This window comes from Cyanobacteria bacterium GSL.Bin1 (assembly GCA_009909085.1).
Classification (GTDB): domain Bacteria; phylum Cyanobacteriota; class Cyanobacteriia; order Cyanobacteriales; family Rubidibacteraceae; genus Halothece.
This window is the reverse complement of the sequence record JAAANX010000172.1, coordinates 36,331-53,966: the sequence shown is the minus strand read 5'-3', so window position 1 is coordinate 53,966 and position 17,636 is coordinate 36,331. Positions and strand designations below refer to the sequence as shown.

At 42.0% G+C, this 17,636-nt stretch carries 17 protein-coding genes and 1 tRNA gene; 9 read left to right on the top strand and 9 right to left on the bottom strand.

The window, feature by feature from the left end:
- Positions 1–161: 161 nt before the first annotated feature.
- Complete coding sequence (locus GVY04_20030; protein NBD18334.1) at positions 162–896, bottom strand: ABC transporter substrate-binding protein; 735 nt, start codon at positions 894–896, stop codon at positions 162–164.
- Between the two features lie 161 nt (positions 897–1,057).
- Here GVY04_20030 and GVY04_20025 point away from each other — a divergent pair, with 161 nt between their 5' ends.
- Complete coding sequence (locus GVY04_20025; GenBank protein NBD18333.1) at positions 1,058–1,543, top strand: hypothetical protein; 486 nt, start codon at positions 1,058–1,060, stop codon at positions 1,541–1,543.
- Positions 1,544–1,625: 82 nt separating this feature from the next.
- Complete coding sequence (locus GVY04_20020) at positions 1,626–1,877, top strand: hypothetical protein (protein NBD18332.1); 252 nt, start codon at positions 1,626–1,628, stop codon at positions 1,875–1,877.
- Positions 1,878–1,984: 107 nt separating this feature from the next.
- Here the strand turns inward: GVY04_20020 and GVY04_20015 are convergent, their stop codons facing one another.
- From GVY04_20015 to GVY04_20005, 3 genes are read right to left on the bottom strand one after another with little or no spacing between them, the layout of a single operon-like run.
- On the bottom strand, positions 1,985–2,866 hold the full coding sequence (locus GVY04_20015; protein ID NBD18331.1) for a hypothetical protein: 882 nt from the start codon (positions 2,864–2,866) through the stop codon (positions 1,985–1,987).
- Between the two features lie 7 nt (positions 2,867–2,873).
- Complete coding sequence (locus GVY04_20010) at positions 2,874–3,476, bottom strand: DUF1517 domain-containing protein (GenBank protein ID NBD18330.1); 603 nt, start codon at positions 3,474–3,476, stop codon at positions 2,874–2,876.
- 30 nt (positions 3,477–3,506) lie between these two features.
- Positions 3,507–4,073, bottom strand: a complete 567-nt coding sequence (locus tag GVY04_20005) for a helix-turn-helix domain-containing protein (protein ID NBD18329.1) — start codon at positions 4,071–4,073, stop codon at positions 3,507–3,509.
- A 346-nt stretch (positions 4,074–4,419) separates the two neighbouring features.
- On the opposite strand from GVY04_20005, the gene GVY04_20000 reads away from it, so the two are divergent.
- Complete coding sequence (locus GVY04_20000; protein ID NBD18328.1) at positions 4,420–4,845, top strand: hypothetical protein; 426 nt, start codon at positions 4,420–4,422, stop codon at positions 4,843–4,845.
- A 31-nt stretch (positions 4,846–4,876) separates the two neighbouring features.
- Here the strand turns inward: GVY04_20000 and GVY04_19995 are convergent.
- Positions 4,877–4,949 (bottom strand) — tRNA-Ile (locus GVY04_19995).
- 62 nt (positions 4,950–5,011) lie between these two features.
- Here GVY04_19995 and GVY04_19990 point away from each other — a divergent pair.
- The 3 genes from GVY04_19990 to GVY04_19980 all read left to right on the top strand — a co-directional run bounded on the left by GVY04_19990 (position 5,012) and on the right by GVY04_19980 (position 7,389).
- Positions 5,012–5,341 (top strand): hypothetical protein, encoded by a 330-nt coding sequence (locus tag GVY04_19990; GenBank protein ID NBD18327.1) that lies wholly within the window; start codon positions 5,012–5,014, stop codon positions 5,339–5,341.
- A gap of 114 nt (positions 5,342–5,455) precedes the next feature.
- Positions 5,456–6,871, top strand: a complete 1,416-nt coding sequence (locus tag GVY04_19985; GenBank protein ID NBD18326.1) for a DUF21 domain-containing protein — start codon at positions 5,456–5,458, stop codon at positions 6,869–6,871.
- Positions 6,872–7,035: 164 nt separating this feature from the next.
- Positions 7,036–7,389: a hypothetical protein gene (locus GVY04_19980; protein ID NBD18325.1), complete on the top strand. Its 354-nt coding sequence runs from the start codon at positions 7,036–7,038 to the stop codon at positions 7,387–7,389.
- Positions 7,390–7,445: 56 nt separating this feature from the next.
- On the opposite strand, the gene GVY04_19975 is transcribed toward GVY04_19980, so the two are convergent.
- The 4 genes from GVY04_19975 to GVY04_19960 all read right to left on the bottom strand — a co-directional run bounded on the left by GVY04_19975 (position 7,446) and on the right by GVY04_19960 (position 11,709).
- The gene (locus GVY04_19975; protein NBD18324.1) at positions 7,446–10,103 is read right to left on the bottom strand and encodes a DEAD/DEAH box helicase; all 2,658 of its coding nucleotides are present in this window, start codon (positions 10,101–10,103) and stop codon (positions 7,446–7,448) included.
- 57 nt (positions 10,104–10,160) lie between these two features.
- The gene (locus GVY04_19970) at positions 10,161–10,643 is read right to left on the bottom strand and encodes a transcriptional repressor (GenBank protein NBD18323.1); all 483 of its coding nucleotides are present in this window, start codon (positions 10,641–10,643) and stop codon (positions 10,161–10,163) included.
- Between the two features lie 205 nt (positions 10,644–10,848).
- Entirely contained in the window at positions 10,849–10,968 is a 120-nt protein-coding gene (locus tag GVY04_19965; protein NBD18322.1) for a photosystem II reaction center protein I, read from the bottom strand.
- Between the two features lie 363 nt (positions 10,969–11,331).
- Positions 11,332–11,709, bottom strand: a complete 378-nt coding sequence (locus GVY04_19960; protein NBD18321.1) for a hypothetical protein — start codon at positions 11,707–11,709, stop codon at positions 11,332–11,334.
- 472 nt (positions 11,710–12,181) lie between these two features.
- Here GVY04_19960 and mfd point away from each other — a divergent pair, with 472 nt between their 5' ends.
- The 3 genes from mfd (at position 12,182) to GVY04_19945 (ending at position 17,566) form a co-directional block, all read left to right on the top strand.
- On the top strand, positions 12,182–15,682 hold the full coding sequence (gene mfd / locus GVY04_19955) for a transcription-repair coupling factor (protein ID NBD18320.1): 3,501 nt from the start codon (positions 12,182–12,184) through the stop codon (positions 15,680–15,682).
- 97 nt (positions 15,683–15,779) lie between these two features.
- Positions 15,780–16,889, top strand: a complete 1,110-nt coding sequence (locus GVY04_19950) for a DUF262 domain-containing protein (protein ID NBD18319.1) — start codon at positions 15,780–15,782, stop codon at positions 16,887–16,889.
- Entirely contained in the window at positions 16,889–17,566 is a 678-nt protein-coding gene (locus GVY04_19945; protein ID NBD18318.1) for a hypothetical protein, read from the top strand. Before GVY04_19950 ends, GVY04_19945 begins: the two co-directional genes overlap by 1 nt.
- Positions 17,567–17,636: the final 70 nt, after the last annotated feature.

Here is a 17,636-nt window from a genome sequence, read left to right as displayed (position 1 = left end):
TGTCCTGGACTAACCCAGTTGGGCGAGATTCCGCCCTCTTACATCTAATCCAAACTAGAGAAACATCTGGAAGTGTTTACTCGCTAACCGCTCATGGCTCTATTCGCAGCTACGGGGAGGTGATCTCTCCCCAATCCCCCACCTCACGAAGTAGGTGGGGGTCATTGAAGGGCATAATTAGCCATAGTTGCGCCAACGATAAAATTACTGGGAATCGTTCGGAAAACATAGTTGCTAATCCCAGAAATTTCTGTACTGGTACTGACTGGATTGACTAAGACAAGTTCATTGTTGTCGTAAATGGGAGCAACCGCAAGCGTAGTGCTACTACTCCAATGTCCAGTAACAGCAAGGATATAGTTTCGTTGTGCCAGTTCTGTTGCCACTTTTTGGGCAATTTCAGGATCATCATCTTCATCAACCAAGGTTAGTTTAATGGGTGTCCTATTGACTCCTCCTGCTTGATTAATTTCTTGTTGGGCTTGGGCATAACCTCGCAACAGTTCTAAAGCAAAGAGCTGTGTATCAGTACCTAGGGGAACAGTAACAGCAACTTCAAAGGCTTTTTCTTCTCCAATGCGAGCATTATTCAAATAAATGAGAGTTTCAGGAGAATTTCGTTTTTCTTGTAATGCTGCTTCAAAATGTTGAACAGCTTGGGAGTAATTTTCTGCCCCCATCGCTTGCAGCCCTCGTTGTTTACTTTGGACAAAGGCTGGATTCTTTACGCTTGGTTCAACTAATTCTTTGTCACCATCGCTGAAAAGCTCCGTCAGTTCCTGATTATCATCTTGGAAAATATCAATTATTGTTGGGAGAAGCTGATAACCGCCAACAATCACAATAATACCTAAAACGACGTACACGACAGGAGGAGGTCCTTTTTTAGAAGCCATAATCAACTTTGGAATAACACTCCCTTGTTATTTTGCCATCATCAATTTGATATGGCGAACCAGACCGTTCTGTCTCATTTTCAAAAATTCGATACACTACAAAGAAATACTGCTTAATTATTATTATTGAAGATCAATAGTCAAACTAGAAAGTAATGAGCATGAAAAAGTTTATCTATGGTTTTTTTGGCGAAACAGCAGGCAGACTGATTATTGTCAGTTGGAATTGGCTATGGGGAATTTCTGAAGCATCAGAACAGGAGAAAGAGCCGATTGATCCAGATCCAACTCATATGAAAGAGATAATAAGGGAAATGCAAAACTCAGTGGACAACTTGACTCAAGCTGTCGCAGTACAAGTCAATAATTATCAGCAAGTAGAAGAAAGATATAGTGCTAAAGTTCAAGAAGTTAAAGACTTAGAAACCAAAGCAAAAATTTTGAAAGCTCAGGGCAATACAGAAGCTGCGCGCTTAACTCTGATCCAAGCAATCAACTTGGAGAAAATTTTACCGCGGCTCAAAGAAGCGGTTGAAAGCACTGAGAAGCACGTCAATGTAGCGAAAGAAGAATTGATGTGGCAAAAAGAAAAGCTCGAAATCTACAAAAGTGAATGGGCGAATCTGCAAGTGATTCATAATTTATAGTGATTCCAAGTAAGAACCATACAATCAATGAGGGGCAAATACAGAACATGCCTTTAACTCTGCTGTACGGAAATCAATTGGAATGACTATAAATCAAATCCTAGAGCAAGTAGTAGAAGCCAATAACGATTACAATATTGACTTAGCTAAATCTCAGTTTGAAGCGACTAAAAAAGCAGTGAATGAACGAAAAGACGAATTGCAAGCCATTTCCAAACTCTCTAAAACTTCTACTGAAACTCTAGAGGAGAAAATCGATAGCATGGGTTCAGATGATGAAGTCTCTCGTCGTTTAGAGAAATTAGGTAATGAAGAGTCCTCCCCTAAAAAATAGTAAGACTCTTCGTCTATGACAGGATTCAGAACTTGGCAAAAGCAATTAGATAGGGGTCCGATGACTTTGGTTACCTCAGTTACCCTCAGCAAAAATTTGTATCCGATCTAGCGTCTTCTGCGCCCAGTCGAACGACTGCGAGAACGACTCCCTGTCCCAAAGCGACTCCCGCTTGATTTGCGAGTACGAGTGGTAGAAGACCCCCGAGTGCCATTGTTTTGGAGGGTGCTACTGCCCACGCCAGAACCCGTGCTTCGACCAGATGTGCTGGTGCTGCTGCGGGGATTGGTATTTCTGTTTGTGGAACGATTGATACCGCCAGTTGTTCTCACATTTGCCCGTTTATTCTGTACCGAGGGCGGTTGAGATTGATAGCGGTCTTGGTAACGATCAACGGCTTGAGAATAAGTTGAGCCATAACCGCCATAACCCGTTAGGACACTCCTTCCCGGTTGATAAGCCGGAGGAACGTAATATTGCGGGGTAAACAGCATACTCCCAATGGCTTGACCAGCAAGTGCCCCAGCAAATGGTGTCCAAAAGTTGGATTCCCGGCGAACAATCACTCTTTCTTGTTGCCCTGTATTGGGATCAGTACGGGTTTCAGCAACGCCGTGAATATATTCAATGCGGAAGTCTTCTGCTAAGTGAAGGGAGTACTCGCTATTTTCTACCAGGAGATAACTTTTTTGTCCGTTTTCCACTTCTTCTGGCGTCAATCGTGCCATTTTGATGTTGTCTTTTTCTAAAACCGGAGGATTGGCATTAAAGAGGAAGAGGCGGTAGTCACCACTGACATCGTCGTAGCTTGCTTGTTGCAGTTCATATTTCCCATCGGGAAGAGTGCGTTGCGTATTTGGGCTGGTTTGCTGAGTCGGTTGTTGAAATTGTTGTTGAGCGCGATCGTTACCACCACAAGCAACAGTGGTCCAAGAAAGGGACACTACCATGATGCCAATGAGACTCCGTCGCAATAAAGGGTTGATCATCATAAATTTATAAAGGAATTAACTCGGGAAAATTTTCAATCACTTGGTCATTGGTCAGCTCATCACCAAAATGAGCCGGTGAGAAATGAATTTGAATCGCTCGAAAACGATTTTGATAATGCAGATGAATTAAATCTTTTAGTGCGTCTTGAAGGGCTTCAAAATTGGATAAGTCGGTTTCTAAAGATGCCATTTCTCCAGTGTAAGCAACAGTGAGCATCAAAACGACATTACGGCTGATGGGTAGGGATAGAGTATCATCTGCGTTTACATTGTCATCAGCAATCACATCACTAAGATAGCGCTGAGCAGAGTCAGTAAACAGCTCATTGACGTAATCTCCCGCTTCACCTTCATCCCAAAAAACATCTCCTTCATTTGCAACGGCTTGCCAACTACTAGGAATTCTCAAAAGGGATTCGCAAATTTCGACTAAGCCCTCTCCCATGACCTCTAAATCTCCTTCCGCCTCAATTGCGCTTTGAGCGACTCGGTTAAAGACCCCTAACTGCGGTGGGGCTTCTTCCCCGGAGAGATGCAACATTATTCTTAAGACAACAAAACGAGTCCGACCTCTTAATTTTTCTACGCGATCGCGCCATCCACCCATCATTGGTTTTTCCAGTTCAGCTTTCTTCTATTATCCCCGACAAAGGATGATATAGTGTCGCTGCTGACGGAGGATTTTGCCTTCTGCTTCAAGTTCTTTCAATAACTTAGTTACAGTGACTCGAGTGGTGCCAATTAATTCGGCAATATTCTGATGGGTTAAACGTAGATCAATTAAAATCCCTTGGGCAACGCTACGACCAAATTTATTTCCTAACCAAATGAGGAGTTGATCCAAGCGGTTATAGACACGCTCACTACGGACGATACTAAATAATTCCTCAGTCGCTTGGGAGTGTCTAATAATACCGTCAATAAAATGATGCCATTGATCCACAGGGACTGAGGTTGCTTCGACACTGGTTAAACATTCAATTTGGTAAGGATAAGCACCGGAAAGGGGTTGACCCACCACATCGCCAGCTCCCCAATAGCCAAGGGTAATACTCACTCCTTCTTCATTCCAGGTCAAAGTCCGGACAATTCCCCACTCTAACGACCACAGTAAATCTTGGCGCGAGGGCAGATGATCATTGCGACTAAAGGGAAGACGCGTCAATTGTTTGGGAACACTGGGGAATTCTGTAGTTAAAGCCATCTCAACGACTCTCTTTTTGGCTAGAGGAATATGTGCTATGGTTCGTATTTTCTCTAATTATTATTGACTAATTTTCTCTTATCAGCTAGAGATAACTTAACATAAGTTTCTATTCATTTTGTTAAGAAAAGTTTAATCCTAAGTAATCTCAAGATTAATTCCTGATCCTGATTTTCAGAAACAAGTAACGATCATAATTTCACTTAAGAAATAAGATTTGGTGAAAGTGAGCAAAATCTCCAATTTATCAATAAGCCCGTTACTAATATTCAGTGTTTAACCTGAATTCTTGTGGCCCCTAATCTGCTAGAATTAAGCCAAAAATTAGTATGGTAGCTCAATCATGATGATATCTCAATCCCGACTGATCTTAGCAACAACCCTTACCTTGATCTTGAGTAGTTTTGGGTCAAGTGTTCTTGCTAATCCAAATCCAACCGAGACAGAATCTCATCAATCCAATGACCCGAGCGTGATTACTTATAACAATGTTCAAGATTTATTTCAAGAAGCAATTACCTATGAGTCAGGAAATTTCTTCACGAATCGCTCGGTGGGAGAACAACTGCAATTAATTTTTGGTGTTGGCAGTGTTAACACACAGGGGCTGTCTGCTTTCCCTGAAAATGAAATTGCACGGGATGCCCGTTTACTACATACAATTTATGAAGACTATCTCCAACAGCAGGTGGGACAACAACCCATCCGGACCAGGGATTTAAAAAACCCCTATACTGCCTCGCTCCGTTCTCTTAGGGATTTCGAGGAGTAGCGCTAGGTGAGTCCTTAGCCGTAAGAAAGAATCCAGGGTGCAGGAGTTGAACCTGCCTAAGGCGAATTATGAGTTCGCTGCCTCAACCGCTCGGCCAACCCTGGTCAAAATAGTATTTTCAATTATAATTTAACATTTGCGGTCATTCTCAACGCAACTTTTTCTAATGATCAAATTTAATTCTACTTTTGCCTTTATTTTACTCTTTGTTGTGGTGACCATTAGTAGTGGTTTCCTTAGCCTTTTGGTGGGATATACCCTAGGCTATGAAGCACTCAAACAAGTGTCGCAGCCAGATGTAAAACCTGGTCAAAAACAATTAGCTGAGCAAAATAATCAGTCTTCAGAAAAACAAACCATAATTGTTTCCGAAGCCGAGATCATAGAAAAGGTGAATGTAGCGATGAACCAGGATCAAGAGAAAGCAATTCCCTTAAATGGACAAAAAGCTACCTCAAATGCCGCCAATAATGATAGTTTTATTGAGTCTCCTTAGATGCCTTCCCAAGCAGCGTAGAATTGAGGAAAGCCGTTCTCCCCTAATTTCAACTTCATGTGTGGCAGTGCTTTGAGTTCTGTATTGTTGGCAGTAGTGGCATCAGAGACTAATCTGACGGTACAGGATCTTCTCTTCCGACTATTGTCTGTATTTTTGTTAATTGCCATTAATGCGTTTTTTGTTGCCGCAGAATTTTCTATGGTAGCGGTTCGGCGATCGCGCATCAGCCAATTAGTTGAAACCGGCGATCATGCCGCACAAGCAGTGCAAACCTTGCAAAGACGCCTTGATCGTCTCTTATCAACCACACAATTAGGAATTACCCTTTCGAGTTTGGCATTAGGCTGGATTGGCGAAAGTACCATGGCAGTCGTGGTGGCAACCGGGTTAACCCAACTCCCCGTTCCTCCCGCTTGGACGGGCATCATTGCTCATTCCATCGCCATTCCGGTTGCCTTTTTCCTCATTGCCTACTTGCAAATCATTTTAGGAGAACTCTCGCCTAAGTCCATTGCCCTCCACCACGCTGAACAAGTTGCTCGTTTATTAGCTCCCACGAGTCTCGTTATTTCTCGACTCTTCCATCCCTTCATTTGGGTCCTCAATCGTTCCACGCAAACCCTTTTACATTTAGTCGGTTTAGAATACAGTCCTCACAGTTGGTATAACCGTGTTACCTCCGAAGAGTTGAAATTAATTATCGCAACTGAACGTGAATCGATTGGACTGGAAGCGGAAGAAAGAGAACTCCTCAACAACGTTTTTGAATTTAGCGAAGTCGTCGTGGAAGAAATCATGGTCCCGCGAACGAAAATTACTTCTGTTCCCCGCGATGCCACGTTTTCTTTGTTATTGAACGAAGTGGTTGATAGTGGACATTCCCGTTTCCCAGTCACTGGCGACTCTTTAGACGACATTGTTGGCATGATTGACTTCAAAGAATTAGCAGTGCCCCTGGCTAAGGGGCATCTTACTCCTGAAACTCCGATCAATTCATGGATACGCCCTGTACGCTTTGTCCCAGAATTTACCCCCCTCGGAGAACTTCTCAGCACGATGCGCCGTTCTCGCTTAGAAATGGTGATGGTCGTTGATGAATTTGGAGGAACAGCCGGTTTAGTGACCTTGAAAGATTTAATTGATGAAATTATTGGTGATGAAAGTGAGTTAGGAGGCAATGTTTCTGGAGAAGAAGAAATTGCCTTACAAATGTTGGATGAACAAACGTTTCTGGTTCAAGCACAAATGAACCTGGAAGAGGTCAATGAACTCTTAGATTTAGAATTGCCAATCACAGATGAATATCAAACCATTGGCGGGTTTTTACTCTATCAGTTTCAAAAAATACCCACCCAAGGCGAAACTCTTCCTTACGAGAACTTAGAGTTCACAGTTGTTTCTGCCGATGGTCCCCGTTTATCTCAAATTCGCATCTACCGCCATGAACCTTCGCCGCCAGAAGACAGTGAAACAGAAGTCAATCATAGTCAAAATGAAACTGAAGAAGAAGAACAAAATTTTTCGTAATAACGTTTAAGAAAATGGCTCTTTGGTCTAGCTATCTCTAACGTTAGAGCTATTTCTAAAGATTGAATTTTAATCCTTCCCCATAAAAATAAGTATTAAATACTAAATTACTAACTAGTTAAATAGTTACATTAAGGATAAAGATGAATTTGGAGGTCAACATCATGAAAGGTTTTCATGTTCTAACCAGTAGTCTTCTAACGGCAAGCTTAGTTATTGCTTCTCCTGTTGCACTAGCTGGTGAAGTAGCAGCCGTTTCTTCAAGTGAGAATAACCGTGAAATTCAGCCTTTTAATTTAGTGCACCGTGCTTATAGCGGTCACTTTACCGACCAAGATATTCCCGGTTTTCATGGCTTAGCGATCGCCTATGAAAGCGGTCAAATTGAAGCCGAAGATTTAGTGCAAACCGCAATCAATCAAGGACGACTTTCTCAAGATAAATTAAATGATGAAGGCTATCTCAACGCCGTTAGATATCAACTAAGACATCTAGAAGAGCGCGATAGCAACGAATAATTTTGTGATTAACTGGTTTGAGTTCAATTAAATTTCTTCCCTGCGGAACTAAATACTTATTCAAATTCTAGAACCGGGAAACGTTCCATTTGTTCAACTGCAAGTCGGGCATTTGTGCGTAGGGAATTGGCTAAATGGGGAACATGGGGAATTTGAGAAAGAAAATCTCGGGTTCGTCGTAAAATTCGGACTAAATCGCCTTCATCGAGGCTAGTTCCTTCACAGAGTTCATTCCACTCAATCCCTTCTACCCATTGTTCTACCAGACCAATTAAATCCGGTTCTAACCAGAGGGGAATTGCCACGCGATGGCGTCGCTGAGTTTGGAATAACTCCCGCCGGGTTCCTCGCAATTCGCTGAGAGCGCTAATCACAGGCATGGGCGGCGGAAAATGGCTCTCACTGTCCGGGCGGGGGGTTTCGATGATTAAAGCACAAGCCGCAGCAGCTAGATCAGCAGGACTCAGTTCATCTAAGCAACCCGACCGTAAGGCTAACCCTAACCATAATTCATTGTCCCCACGAATCGCAGCGGCGGTTTCCCCTAAAGAAGTCGGTTGATAATTGTCTAAAGCGCCAAAGGTTTCTAAGACTTCGCAAATCTCGATAAATTCTCGCCAATGTTGCGATTGGTTTTCCCGAGTATTGATCTGATGTCTTTCGAGTTCTTCTTGCAGTTGCTGGCGACGATTATAGGTTTTCAGGAGTTGTTTGGGTTGTCCCCATTGTTGGAGGGGATGATGATTAAGTCGCTGTTGTAAATCTTTAATTTTTGCTTTTTGCGCTTCTACTTCCGGGGCATCTAAATTGGGCGGGGTGATGCCCGACATTCTTTGGGCAATTTCAGCGGTGGTTTCGTCTCCTTTACGCCGTTTCCCCGGTTTCATTTCTAAATCTCCGGGCGGATGAATGCCAGTGAGGGCAGATTGGGGAAGTAAGACTTCTCCGATCGCGCAAACATCGGCTGGGGTGGCAATATACCAGCGATTATCTGCAGCCAGGCAAATTAAGAGGGAGGATTTTCCGGGACTGGGTTCGGTATCGACAAGAACAGCCGGTAAGGGAGAAGAGACGGTGACATATTTGCCTTTGAGGTAGAGGAGATCGCCGCTGCGGGCTTCAGAAACGGCTGCGGTTAAAGCCGGGGCGCGATCGCGCTGGGCTTGACGTTCTAAATATTTGAGAATGCGCCGTTCTTCTTTGAGATGGCCTTGCAGTTTTTCGTATTGCTGAAAGTACTCTCGGGGAATCGAAGCGATTTCAAAATCAATGCGGGTGATTTCTTGGCTTAACTGCGCGATCGCCTTTTGTTCCGGAATCAGTTTTTGATTCGCCAAATACTGCGCAAAACTGCGCTCTAATAGGGCTTTTGCTTCTTGAATCGTTTGGCGTTGCAGTAAATTCAACACCATGCCATAAGTGGGGGTAAACTGACTGACTAAAGGGTCAGACTCTTGGGTGGCTAAGTAAGCAGCTTCTTTTGCCCCTTCAAACCGCGTTTGCACACAAACCACATTCCCCCGTTCATCCATTCCTCGCCGTCCCGCCCGTCCTGACATTTGCAAAAATTCTGATGCGCGTAATAAGCGATGTCCTTGATCGGTTCGTTTCGACAGGGAAGAAATCACCGTTGTCCGGGCAGGCATATTCACTCCAGCGGCAAGGGTTTCGGTGGCAAAAACCACCTTCACTAAACCATGAGTAAACAATTCTTCCACTAAGCCTTTCCACGCCGGTAAGACACCCGCATGATGGGCAGCAACGCCTCGCGTTAATGGTTCAATTTGCCCCGCACGCGCCCCTTCGGGATGTCGCTCTAAAAACTGCTGTAGATGTTGCTGAATTTGCTCACTTTCTTCCGGTGTCACCAAAGAAAGCCCATCCAATTGCTCGACGGATTGGTCACACCCGCGACGACTAAAAATAAAATAGATCGCAGGTAGCATTTCCCGTTGAGCTAATTGTTCCACCACTGTGGTTAAACTGGGGCAATCCGCTTTGCTCACCCGAGTTTTGTTATTTCCTTTTTTCTTCGGCTTGAGACGAGAATTGAGTTTCGCTTTTTGTTCGTTGAGGAGTGGAAAAAGCCCTTTCGGATTACTAAAATAAAATTCTAGGGGAACGGGGCGAAAATCGGATTTGACGAGTTCTGTGGGACCATGAATTTCATTAATCCAGTCGGTGAGTTGTCCGGCGTTGGCAATGGTTGCCGAGAGTGCCACCAACTGCACACTTTTCGGACAGTAAATAATCGATTCTTCCCAAACCGTTCCCCGATTGGGATCATTCATATAATGACATTCGTCTAAAACCACCGCTTCCACATTTTCCAACGAGGTGCCGACTTCACCAATGGAGGTGCCGTAAAGCATATTGCGGAAAATTTCTGTGGTCATGACCACGACACCGGCATTGCGATTGATGGAAACATCCCCAGTGAGTAGCCCCACTTGCTCCCAACCAAAGCTCTCTTGGAAATCGCGGAGTTTTTGATTCGAGAGTGCTTTGAGCGGTGTTGTATAGAAGACACGTTTCCCCTTCGCCAGGGCGCGATGAATCGCATATTCTCCGATCAGGGTTTTCCCAGAACCGGTGGGGACTGATACGACAACGGATTTGTTCGCTTCAAGAGCAGCGATCGCGCGGACTTGAAAATTATCGAGTTCAAAGGGAAAAAGCGTCTCTAAATCTAGGTCGGTGGAAAAAACACTCACTTATATTCTCGTTATTCGTTATTTGTCATTCGTCCTTTGTGACTTGTCTACTGGCAACTACTCAACTGAACCTTTTTCGCGACCATAGAAATTAATCCGGTAGTCGGTAATTTCGAGTCCAGTCCGGGCTTCAATTTCTTGGATTAAGTCGTCTGGCAATTCCACGTAAACATCCATTATTTTACCGCTATCGACGCAGTTAATGTGGCTGTGGGCTTCACTAATATGCCCATACAAGCGTCCTTCACACCGTTCTACACATTCAATAATGCCATGGCTCGAGAGGGCTTCTAAGTTTTGATAGACAGATGTGTGTCCAATGTCTTTTCCTTCGTGATTTAAACGGTCATAAATTTCTCGCGCAGAGAGATGTTCCTCACATCGCCACAACAATTCTAAGATGGAGCGTCGTTGACGACTAAGGCGCATTCCTTGTTCTTGACATTGCGCTAAGGCATCTTCTAACGATTTTACGGTTTCCCTTGGCGTGGTAGAGGCTTGCGTTTTTTGGAAATGACGATTGTTTTCAATTCTAATCATAAGGTTAAGCGGGTTGTCGTTCTTGCTACAGGGACACCCCAGCTATTCATAAAAGATAAACTTCTCGCTAGGGAATAGTCTCTAATGATCTAGTTTGGGCAAACTTAAACTATTCATACTCATTACTACTTTAGCTTATCTGTAATGAAAATTAAAAATCGAGCGAGAAGGTCCCGCCCGATCCATTATCTGATCGCGGAGTTTTTTAGTTATCTAAGTCTTGACGATTGGGGTTACGAGCGGGGTCATTGGATAAGAAACCAAAGATGAATAAGCTGACAAAGAAACCAACAACGAGATAAACAGCAATTTTTAGTGTGAGCATAGTCTAGAGGTTTGAGTTAACTAAGGGTTGAACAATGGTCAGAGTAGGTGCCTTCGATGACAGAAGACATGATCTCTGACTCATCCCAGCGCAAGGGCAGGGGTTTTCTTAAATTTAGACAATAACATCTTCATGATACTTAACCCAAGTCGCTTCTTGCAATAACATTGAGCGGTTTTTTAGTTGGGTGAGAGCGCCTCAGGAGAGCGGTTAATGTTATTTGTTCTTGATTTTTCAGAATTCAACCCATTGAAACTTGTGATTCATGGGCGACCTTTATCATTTCAGGACGAACAATCATTTGATCATTCGCCCTGAGAGAGGATTAAATAACAGCCAAAGGAGATTGAAATGGCAGTTTTTTTATTCTTTAATTAAGTTACAAGTAATGGGGCAAGATGCAAATTGAGCGGTTTGTTTAAGGCTTCCTTTTCCATGTAACCAACGTAACCAACTCACTTGTTGGGGATGAATTCCTTTAAGAGTTAATCCGGCAGAAATTAAGAGAATGGCTAAAATATTCATGCCGATCACACTACTGGCAACCAGCAAAACGGCACTCACGGGTAAAATCGATTGGAGCGCGATCGCGAAAACAGAAGTTATAGCAGTAATCACTGCAACAACCGGAAATCCAACGACTAAAAAGCACACCGTGAGTGTAAAACACCAAATTAAAAAGCTCTTAATAACCGCTAAAAATTGGTTTTGGGTTAGGCTTTTATTTTGACTTAATTGCATTAATTTGACCTCCGATTTGTTATCACAGAACTATAACTTTCGTTTTTTTATGGAGTTTGGCTATTTTCTTAGCTTCACCTGATAACAATTCAGTATAGCCATGATTATTTTGAAAATGAGGAGATAGTAATATAACTTTACTAAAATCATAGATGATTTCCAATCTTCTCAGGTTATTTGCGAGAAAATGGGTCACGGGGGGCACTTTTCTTTACAGAGCTTAAAACATGAAAAGGTTGTTGGGTGAGGAATTTCTGGATCAGGAGAGAAAATGAGCGCGATCGCGCTTTCTCTAATTATTTCTGAAGAGCGTTACAAAACTTCATTTATTTCATCATATTTTTCAGAATTCAGAGGAGAAGGGTAAAAGAAGAATTGCGCTAAGCTGTTCACAGCAGAAATTTCCTCCGTAAACACCGGAAACTTTTCCCTTAAAATAAAAACGAATGATTGCCTTCATCCCATTTAGTTCATGGCATTTGCTTCAGTTATTCGGACATTAGCGCGATCGCGCTTAACTCAAGAACTTCGTCAAAATCTTGTCAATAATCACAGCTTAAAACTGACCGGAATCCCTCGCTTGCCGAAGGGATTAATGGCTTCTGCGTTTGCGCAACAGTCGCTTAACAAAGCAGAAACCTCCCATTTATTCGTTATTTGTGCCACCTTAGAAGAAGCGGGACGCTGGGCGACGCAACTGCAAAGTATGGGCTGGGAAACCGTGCAGTTTTATCCCACTTCTGAAGCCACGCCTTACGAACCCTTTAACCCGGAATCAGAGATGATTTGGGGACAGATTCAAGTTTTATTAACGCTTCAGCAACAACCGGAAAAACCCACGGCAATTGTCGCGACGGAAAAAGCTTTACAGCCTCATCTTCCCCCACAAAAGGAATTTGAACAGATTTGTCTTTCTTTTGAGAAGGGAATGTCTCTCGCTAGCAAAACCATTGATCATCGCCTCACCGAATTAGGCTATGAACGAGTCTCTTTAGTCGAAACGGAAGGACAATGGACAAGAAGAGGGGATTTAGTGGATATCTTTCCCGTTGCGTCTGAACTTCCCATTCGCTTAGAGTGGTTTGGCGATGAACTGGAACAACTGCGCGAGTTTGATCCGGTGAGTCAACGATCCTTAGATCAAATTGAAAGCCTGACCTTAACTCCGACTAGTTTTTCGCCTCTGATTGCCAAAGGTATTACCGAACAAGAAAACTTAGATCGTCTGTATTCTTATCTTTCTTCAGAAGAACAGTCCGCCTTTGAAGAAGAGAATTATCCGGATGGGATGCACCGGTTCTTAGGGTTAGCGTATCCTGAACCTGCTTCCTTACTAGATTATCTTCCCGAGAATACTCTCGTTGTGGTGGATGAACCAGAACAATGTCAAGCCCACAGCGATCGCTGGTTAGAACATACCGAAGACCAATATCAAGAAAGTAATCCTGACCTTCCTCGCCTTCATGCGGACTTGCCAACCTGTTTAGAAGATGCAGAACTGTTCTATCAGCTTCATTTGTCTGAAATTACCGAAGAAAATGACTCAGGAGTCAATCTCGCCAGTCGTCCCCTTCCCGTTACTCCACACCAATTTGCCAAGCTAGCGGAAATCATCAGAGGAAAACGAGAAATTTACAGTGGGATGACCCTAGAAAATTATGACACTTGGATTATTTCCGCCCAACCCTCGCGATCGGTTTCCTTACTCCAAGAACACGATTGTCCGGCGCAATTTGTTCCCAACCCCCGCGATTATCCTGCGATTGAAAAGTTACAGCGCGAAAAAACAGCCGTTGCGGTGAAATATTCGGGGTTAGGGGAAGTGGAAGGCTTTATCCTCCCCACGTTTCGTATTGCAGTTGTTACTGACCGGGAATTTTTCGGACAGCACGTTTTAACCACACCCAGTTATATTCGCAAACGCCGACGGGCTGCATCGAAGCAAGTTGATCTCAACAAGCTGCGTCCGGGAGATTATGTGGTTCATCGTCAGCATGGCGTTGGCAAGTTTTTAAAACTAGAAAGTTGGGAAACCCGAGAATATTTGGTGGTTGAGTATGCGGATGGCTTGTTAAGAGTTCCCGCCGATAGTTTAGAATCCCTCTCTCGTTACCGCCATTTGGGAGAAGGAAAACCGCAACTAAATAAAATGTCAGGAAAAGCCTGGCAAAATACGAAAAATAAGGTCGAGAAAGCGGTTAAAAAAGTTGCCATTGACTTACTCGATTTATACGCAAAGCGATCGCAGCTTTCCGGTTATTCCTATCCTGAGGATACGCCTTGGCAACAAGAATTAGAAGATTCCTTCCCGTATCAAGCCACCCCCGACCAGTTAAAAGCGGTTCAGGATGTAAAACGCGATTTAGAAAGTGAGTTGCCAATGGATCGCTTGGTGTGTGGGGATGTGGGTTTTGGGAAAACAGAAGTGGCGATTCGGGCGATCTTTAAAATTCTCATGTCAGGGAAACAAGTGGCGTTTCTCGCACCCACCACGATTCTCACCCAACAGCATTATCACACCCTCAAAGAACGGTTTGCCCCTTATCCGATCAATATTGGGTTACTCAATCGTTTCCGTACCGCTAACGAACGGAAAGATATTTTGAAGCGTCTCTCTACTGGTGAATTAGATGTCGTGGTCGGAACGCACCAACTTCTCAATAAGAGTGTGAAATATAAAGACTTGGGAATGTTGGTGGTGGATGAAGAACAACGGTTTGGGGTGAACCAAAAAGAGAAAATCAAATCCATGAAAACCGAGGTGGATGTTCTCACCTTAACTGCAACCCCGATTCCGCGAACTTTATATATGTCTCTTTCTGGGATTCGGGAAATGAGTCTGATTACTACGCCACCGCCCTCCCGTCGTCCGATTAAAACCCATTTATCCCCTTACGATGGAGAAGCGATTCGCACGGCAATTCGCAATGAATTAGATCGCGGTGGACAAGTCTTTTATGTGGTTCCGCGAGTAGAAGGGATTGAAGAAACAGCCGGAAAACTGCGAGAAATGGTTCCTGGCGCACGGATCGCGATCGCGCACGGACAAATGGACGAAGGGGAATTAGAATCCACCATGCTAACGTTCAACAATGGGGATGCGGATATTCTCGTTTGTACGACCATTATTGAGTCTGGGTTAGATATTCCCCGCGTGAATACCATTGTTGTGGAAGATTCGCAAAAATTCGGCTTATCCCAACTGTATCAACTGCGAGGGCGTGTTGGACGGTCGGGGATTCAAGCCCATGCCTGGTTACTCTATCCCAAGCAAAGTAGTCTCAGCGATACCGCAAAAAAACGACTGCGGGCGTTGCAAGAGTTTACCCAACTCGGTTCGGGATATCAACTAGCCATGCGTGATTTAGAGATTCGGGGCGTTGGCGAGTTACTCGGTGCGAAACAGTCGGGACAAATGAATGCAGTGGGCTTCGATTTGTATATGAGTATGCTACAAGAAGCAATTCAGGAAGTCCAAGGACAAGATATTCCGCAAGTGGAAGATACGCAAATTGATCTGAAATTAACGGCATTTGTTCCGAATAATTACATCACCGATATGGATCAAAAAATGGATGCGTATCGCACAGTAACGATGGCAAGTAGCAAGAAAGAACTCGATCAAATCAGACAAGATTGGCGCGATCGGTATGGCGAATTACCTTCTCCGGTTCAACAATTATTACAGGTCATGGAATTAAAACAAATCACCAAATCCCTTGGCTTTTCTCGCATTAAACCGGAAGGAAAACAGCACGTTACTCTAGAAACTCCGATGGAAGAACCCGCTTGGAAACGCTTACAAGAACATCTTCCCAAACAGATTGCGTCGCGTTTTGTTTACAGCCAAGGGAAAGTCACGGTGCGCGGATTGGGTGTTTTGAAAACCCAACAACAGTTAGATAACTTAATTAGCTGGTTAGGAGAATTGAGAGCATCTTTAGATCAAGACAGCGCGATTATTAAATCATAGAAAGTGGTTATTATATTTTATTCATATAACAACCAAATTTCCTTTTCAATTATCCATTTTATATTACCTTCAATAAGATATAAATATTGCAAAAATTATGTCAAACCAAACAAAAGTAACAAAACAAGAAATTGCGGAAGAAGAAATTCGTGAAAGAAGAAAACCTGTAGATTATTCTACCGTAGAATATCCTATCGAAATATTGGTTCAAAAATTTCTCGACGGGGAAGATGAAGATACTAATGAGATTTTTATTCCAGATTATCAGCGAGAGGAAGCCTGGGATGAAAAACATCAATCTAAATTTATCGAATCCATATTTTTAGGTTTACCTCTTCCCTATATTTATGTTGCAGATATAAAAAGCGAAGATGATAACTATGATGGACGCTTGGAAATTATAGATGGTACGCAACGTATTCGTACTTTATCAAAATTTATTAATAACCAATTAAAATTAGTAAATCTTGAAAAACTTAAAAGTCTAAATAATTTTTACTTTAAAGACTTCCTGCCATCTCGTCAGAGGCGCTTTAAAAGAGCAACTATCCGTATGATTCAATTAACAGAAAAAGCTGATGAAGAAGTTCGTAGAGATTTATTTGAGAGAATTAATACAGGTAGCGTTGAACTTAATGAGATGGAAAAACGTAGAGGGATTAAGCAAGGTCCTTTATTAGATCTCATAGAAGAGTTATCAGAAGATAAGACTTTTTTGGATTTATGTTCTTTTTCAGAAGCTAATACTAAGAGAAAAGATCCAAATGAATTTATTTTACGCTTCTTTGCTTTTTTACATAATTATGAAAAATTTCCTGGTAAAGGTAAAGTTCATGATTTTCTTAATAATTACTTAGAGGAGTGTAATGAATATCTTCGTAATCAGCCCGAGAGTGAAAGAAATAACGAAATTCAGAAAATGAGAGATGAGTTTAAATTAACTCTAAGTTTTATAGAGCAATATTTTCCTGAAAGTCTTCGGACAGGAAAGAAAATTAAAAGACCAATAACTCGTATTAAATTTGAATCTATATCTGTAGGAATTGCAATAGCGTTAAAGGAAAGAGATCATCTTATACCTGCTTCAGTGCATTTTATAGAGTCGCAAGAATTTAAGGAATATACTAAAGGTGATGCGAGTAGTTCTAATAATAAAGTTAGAAAACGTATTGAGTATGTAAAGAATCAAATATTAGGTACTTCATAATGACTGATTTTCTATTTTCTGATTTTAAAGAAAGAGCTAAAGAAGTTAGGAAATATTTAATCTTTTTAAAAGGCTTAGAAAGTGAAAGTATTAATATAAAACTAGGAATTTCTCCAAAAGAAAAAACTAAAAAAGTAGATGAGGATCTAATAAAAACTTTAAAGGCTTCTGCTTTTTTATTACTTTATAATTTAGTAGAAGCCACGATGAGAAATGCAATGCAAGCAATTTTTGATGAAATAAAAAATCAGAAAATTTCTTTCGATCAGATCAAACCAGAAATCAAGAAAACTATAATCAAAAGCATTAAAAATCATAATCCACAAACACTTTTAGATAAAATAAGCTCAATTTCTATTGATATAATTTCTGCAACATTTGATGAAAATAATTTATTTTCTGGAAATATTGATGCTAGAGAAGTTAAAGAAATAGCTAATATTTACGGATTTTCAGTAAATACTGATGCTAGAAAAACTAATAATGGTGCAGACTTACTAACTATTAAATCTCATAGAAACAATTTAGCCCATGGATTTTCTTCATTTAATCAAGTTGGAAAAGATGTAAGTGTAGAAGAATTACTACAAATAGAAAAGAAAATTGTAAAATATTTAAGCAGTATTTTAAGTAATATTGAAATTTATCTAGACAATAAAGAATACTTAGATAATTGAAAAAGCAGTATGTCAACTTATTAAAACTGACAAGTGCTGAATAATAAAGCCAAACTAGAACAAGAATAGT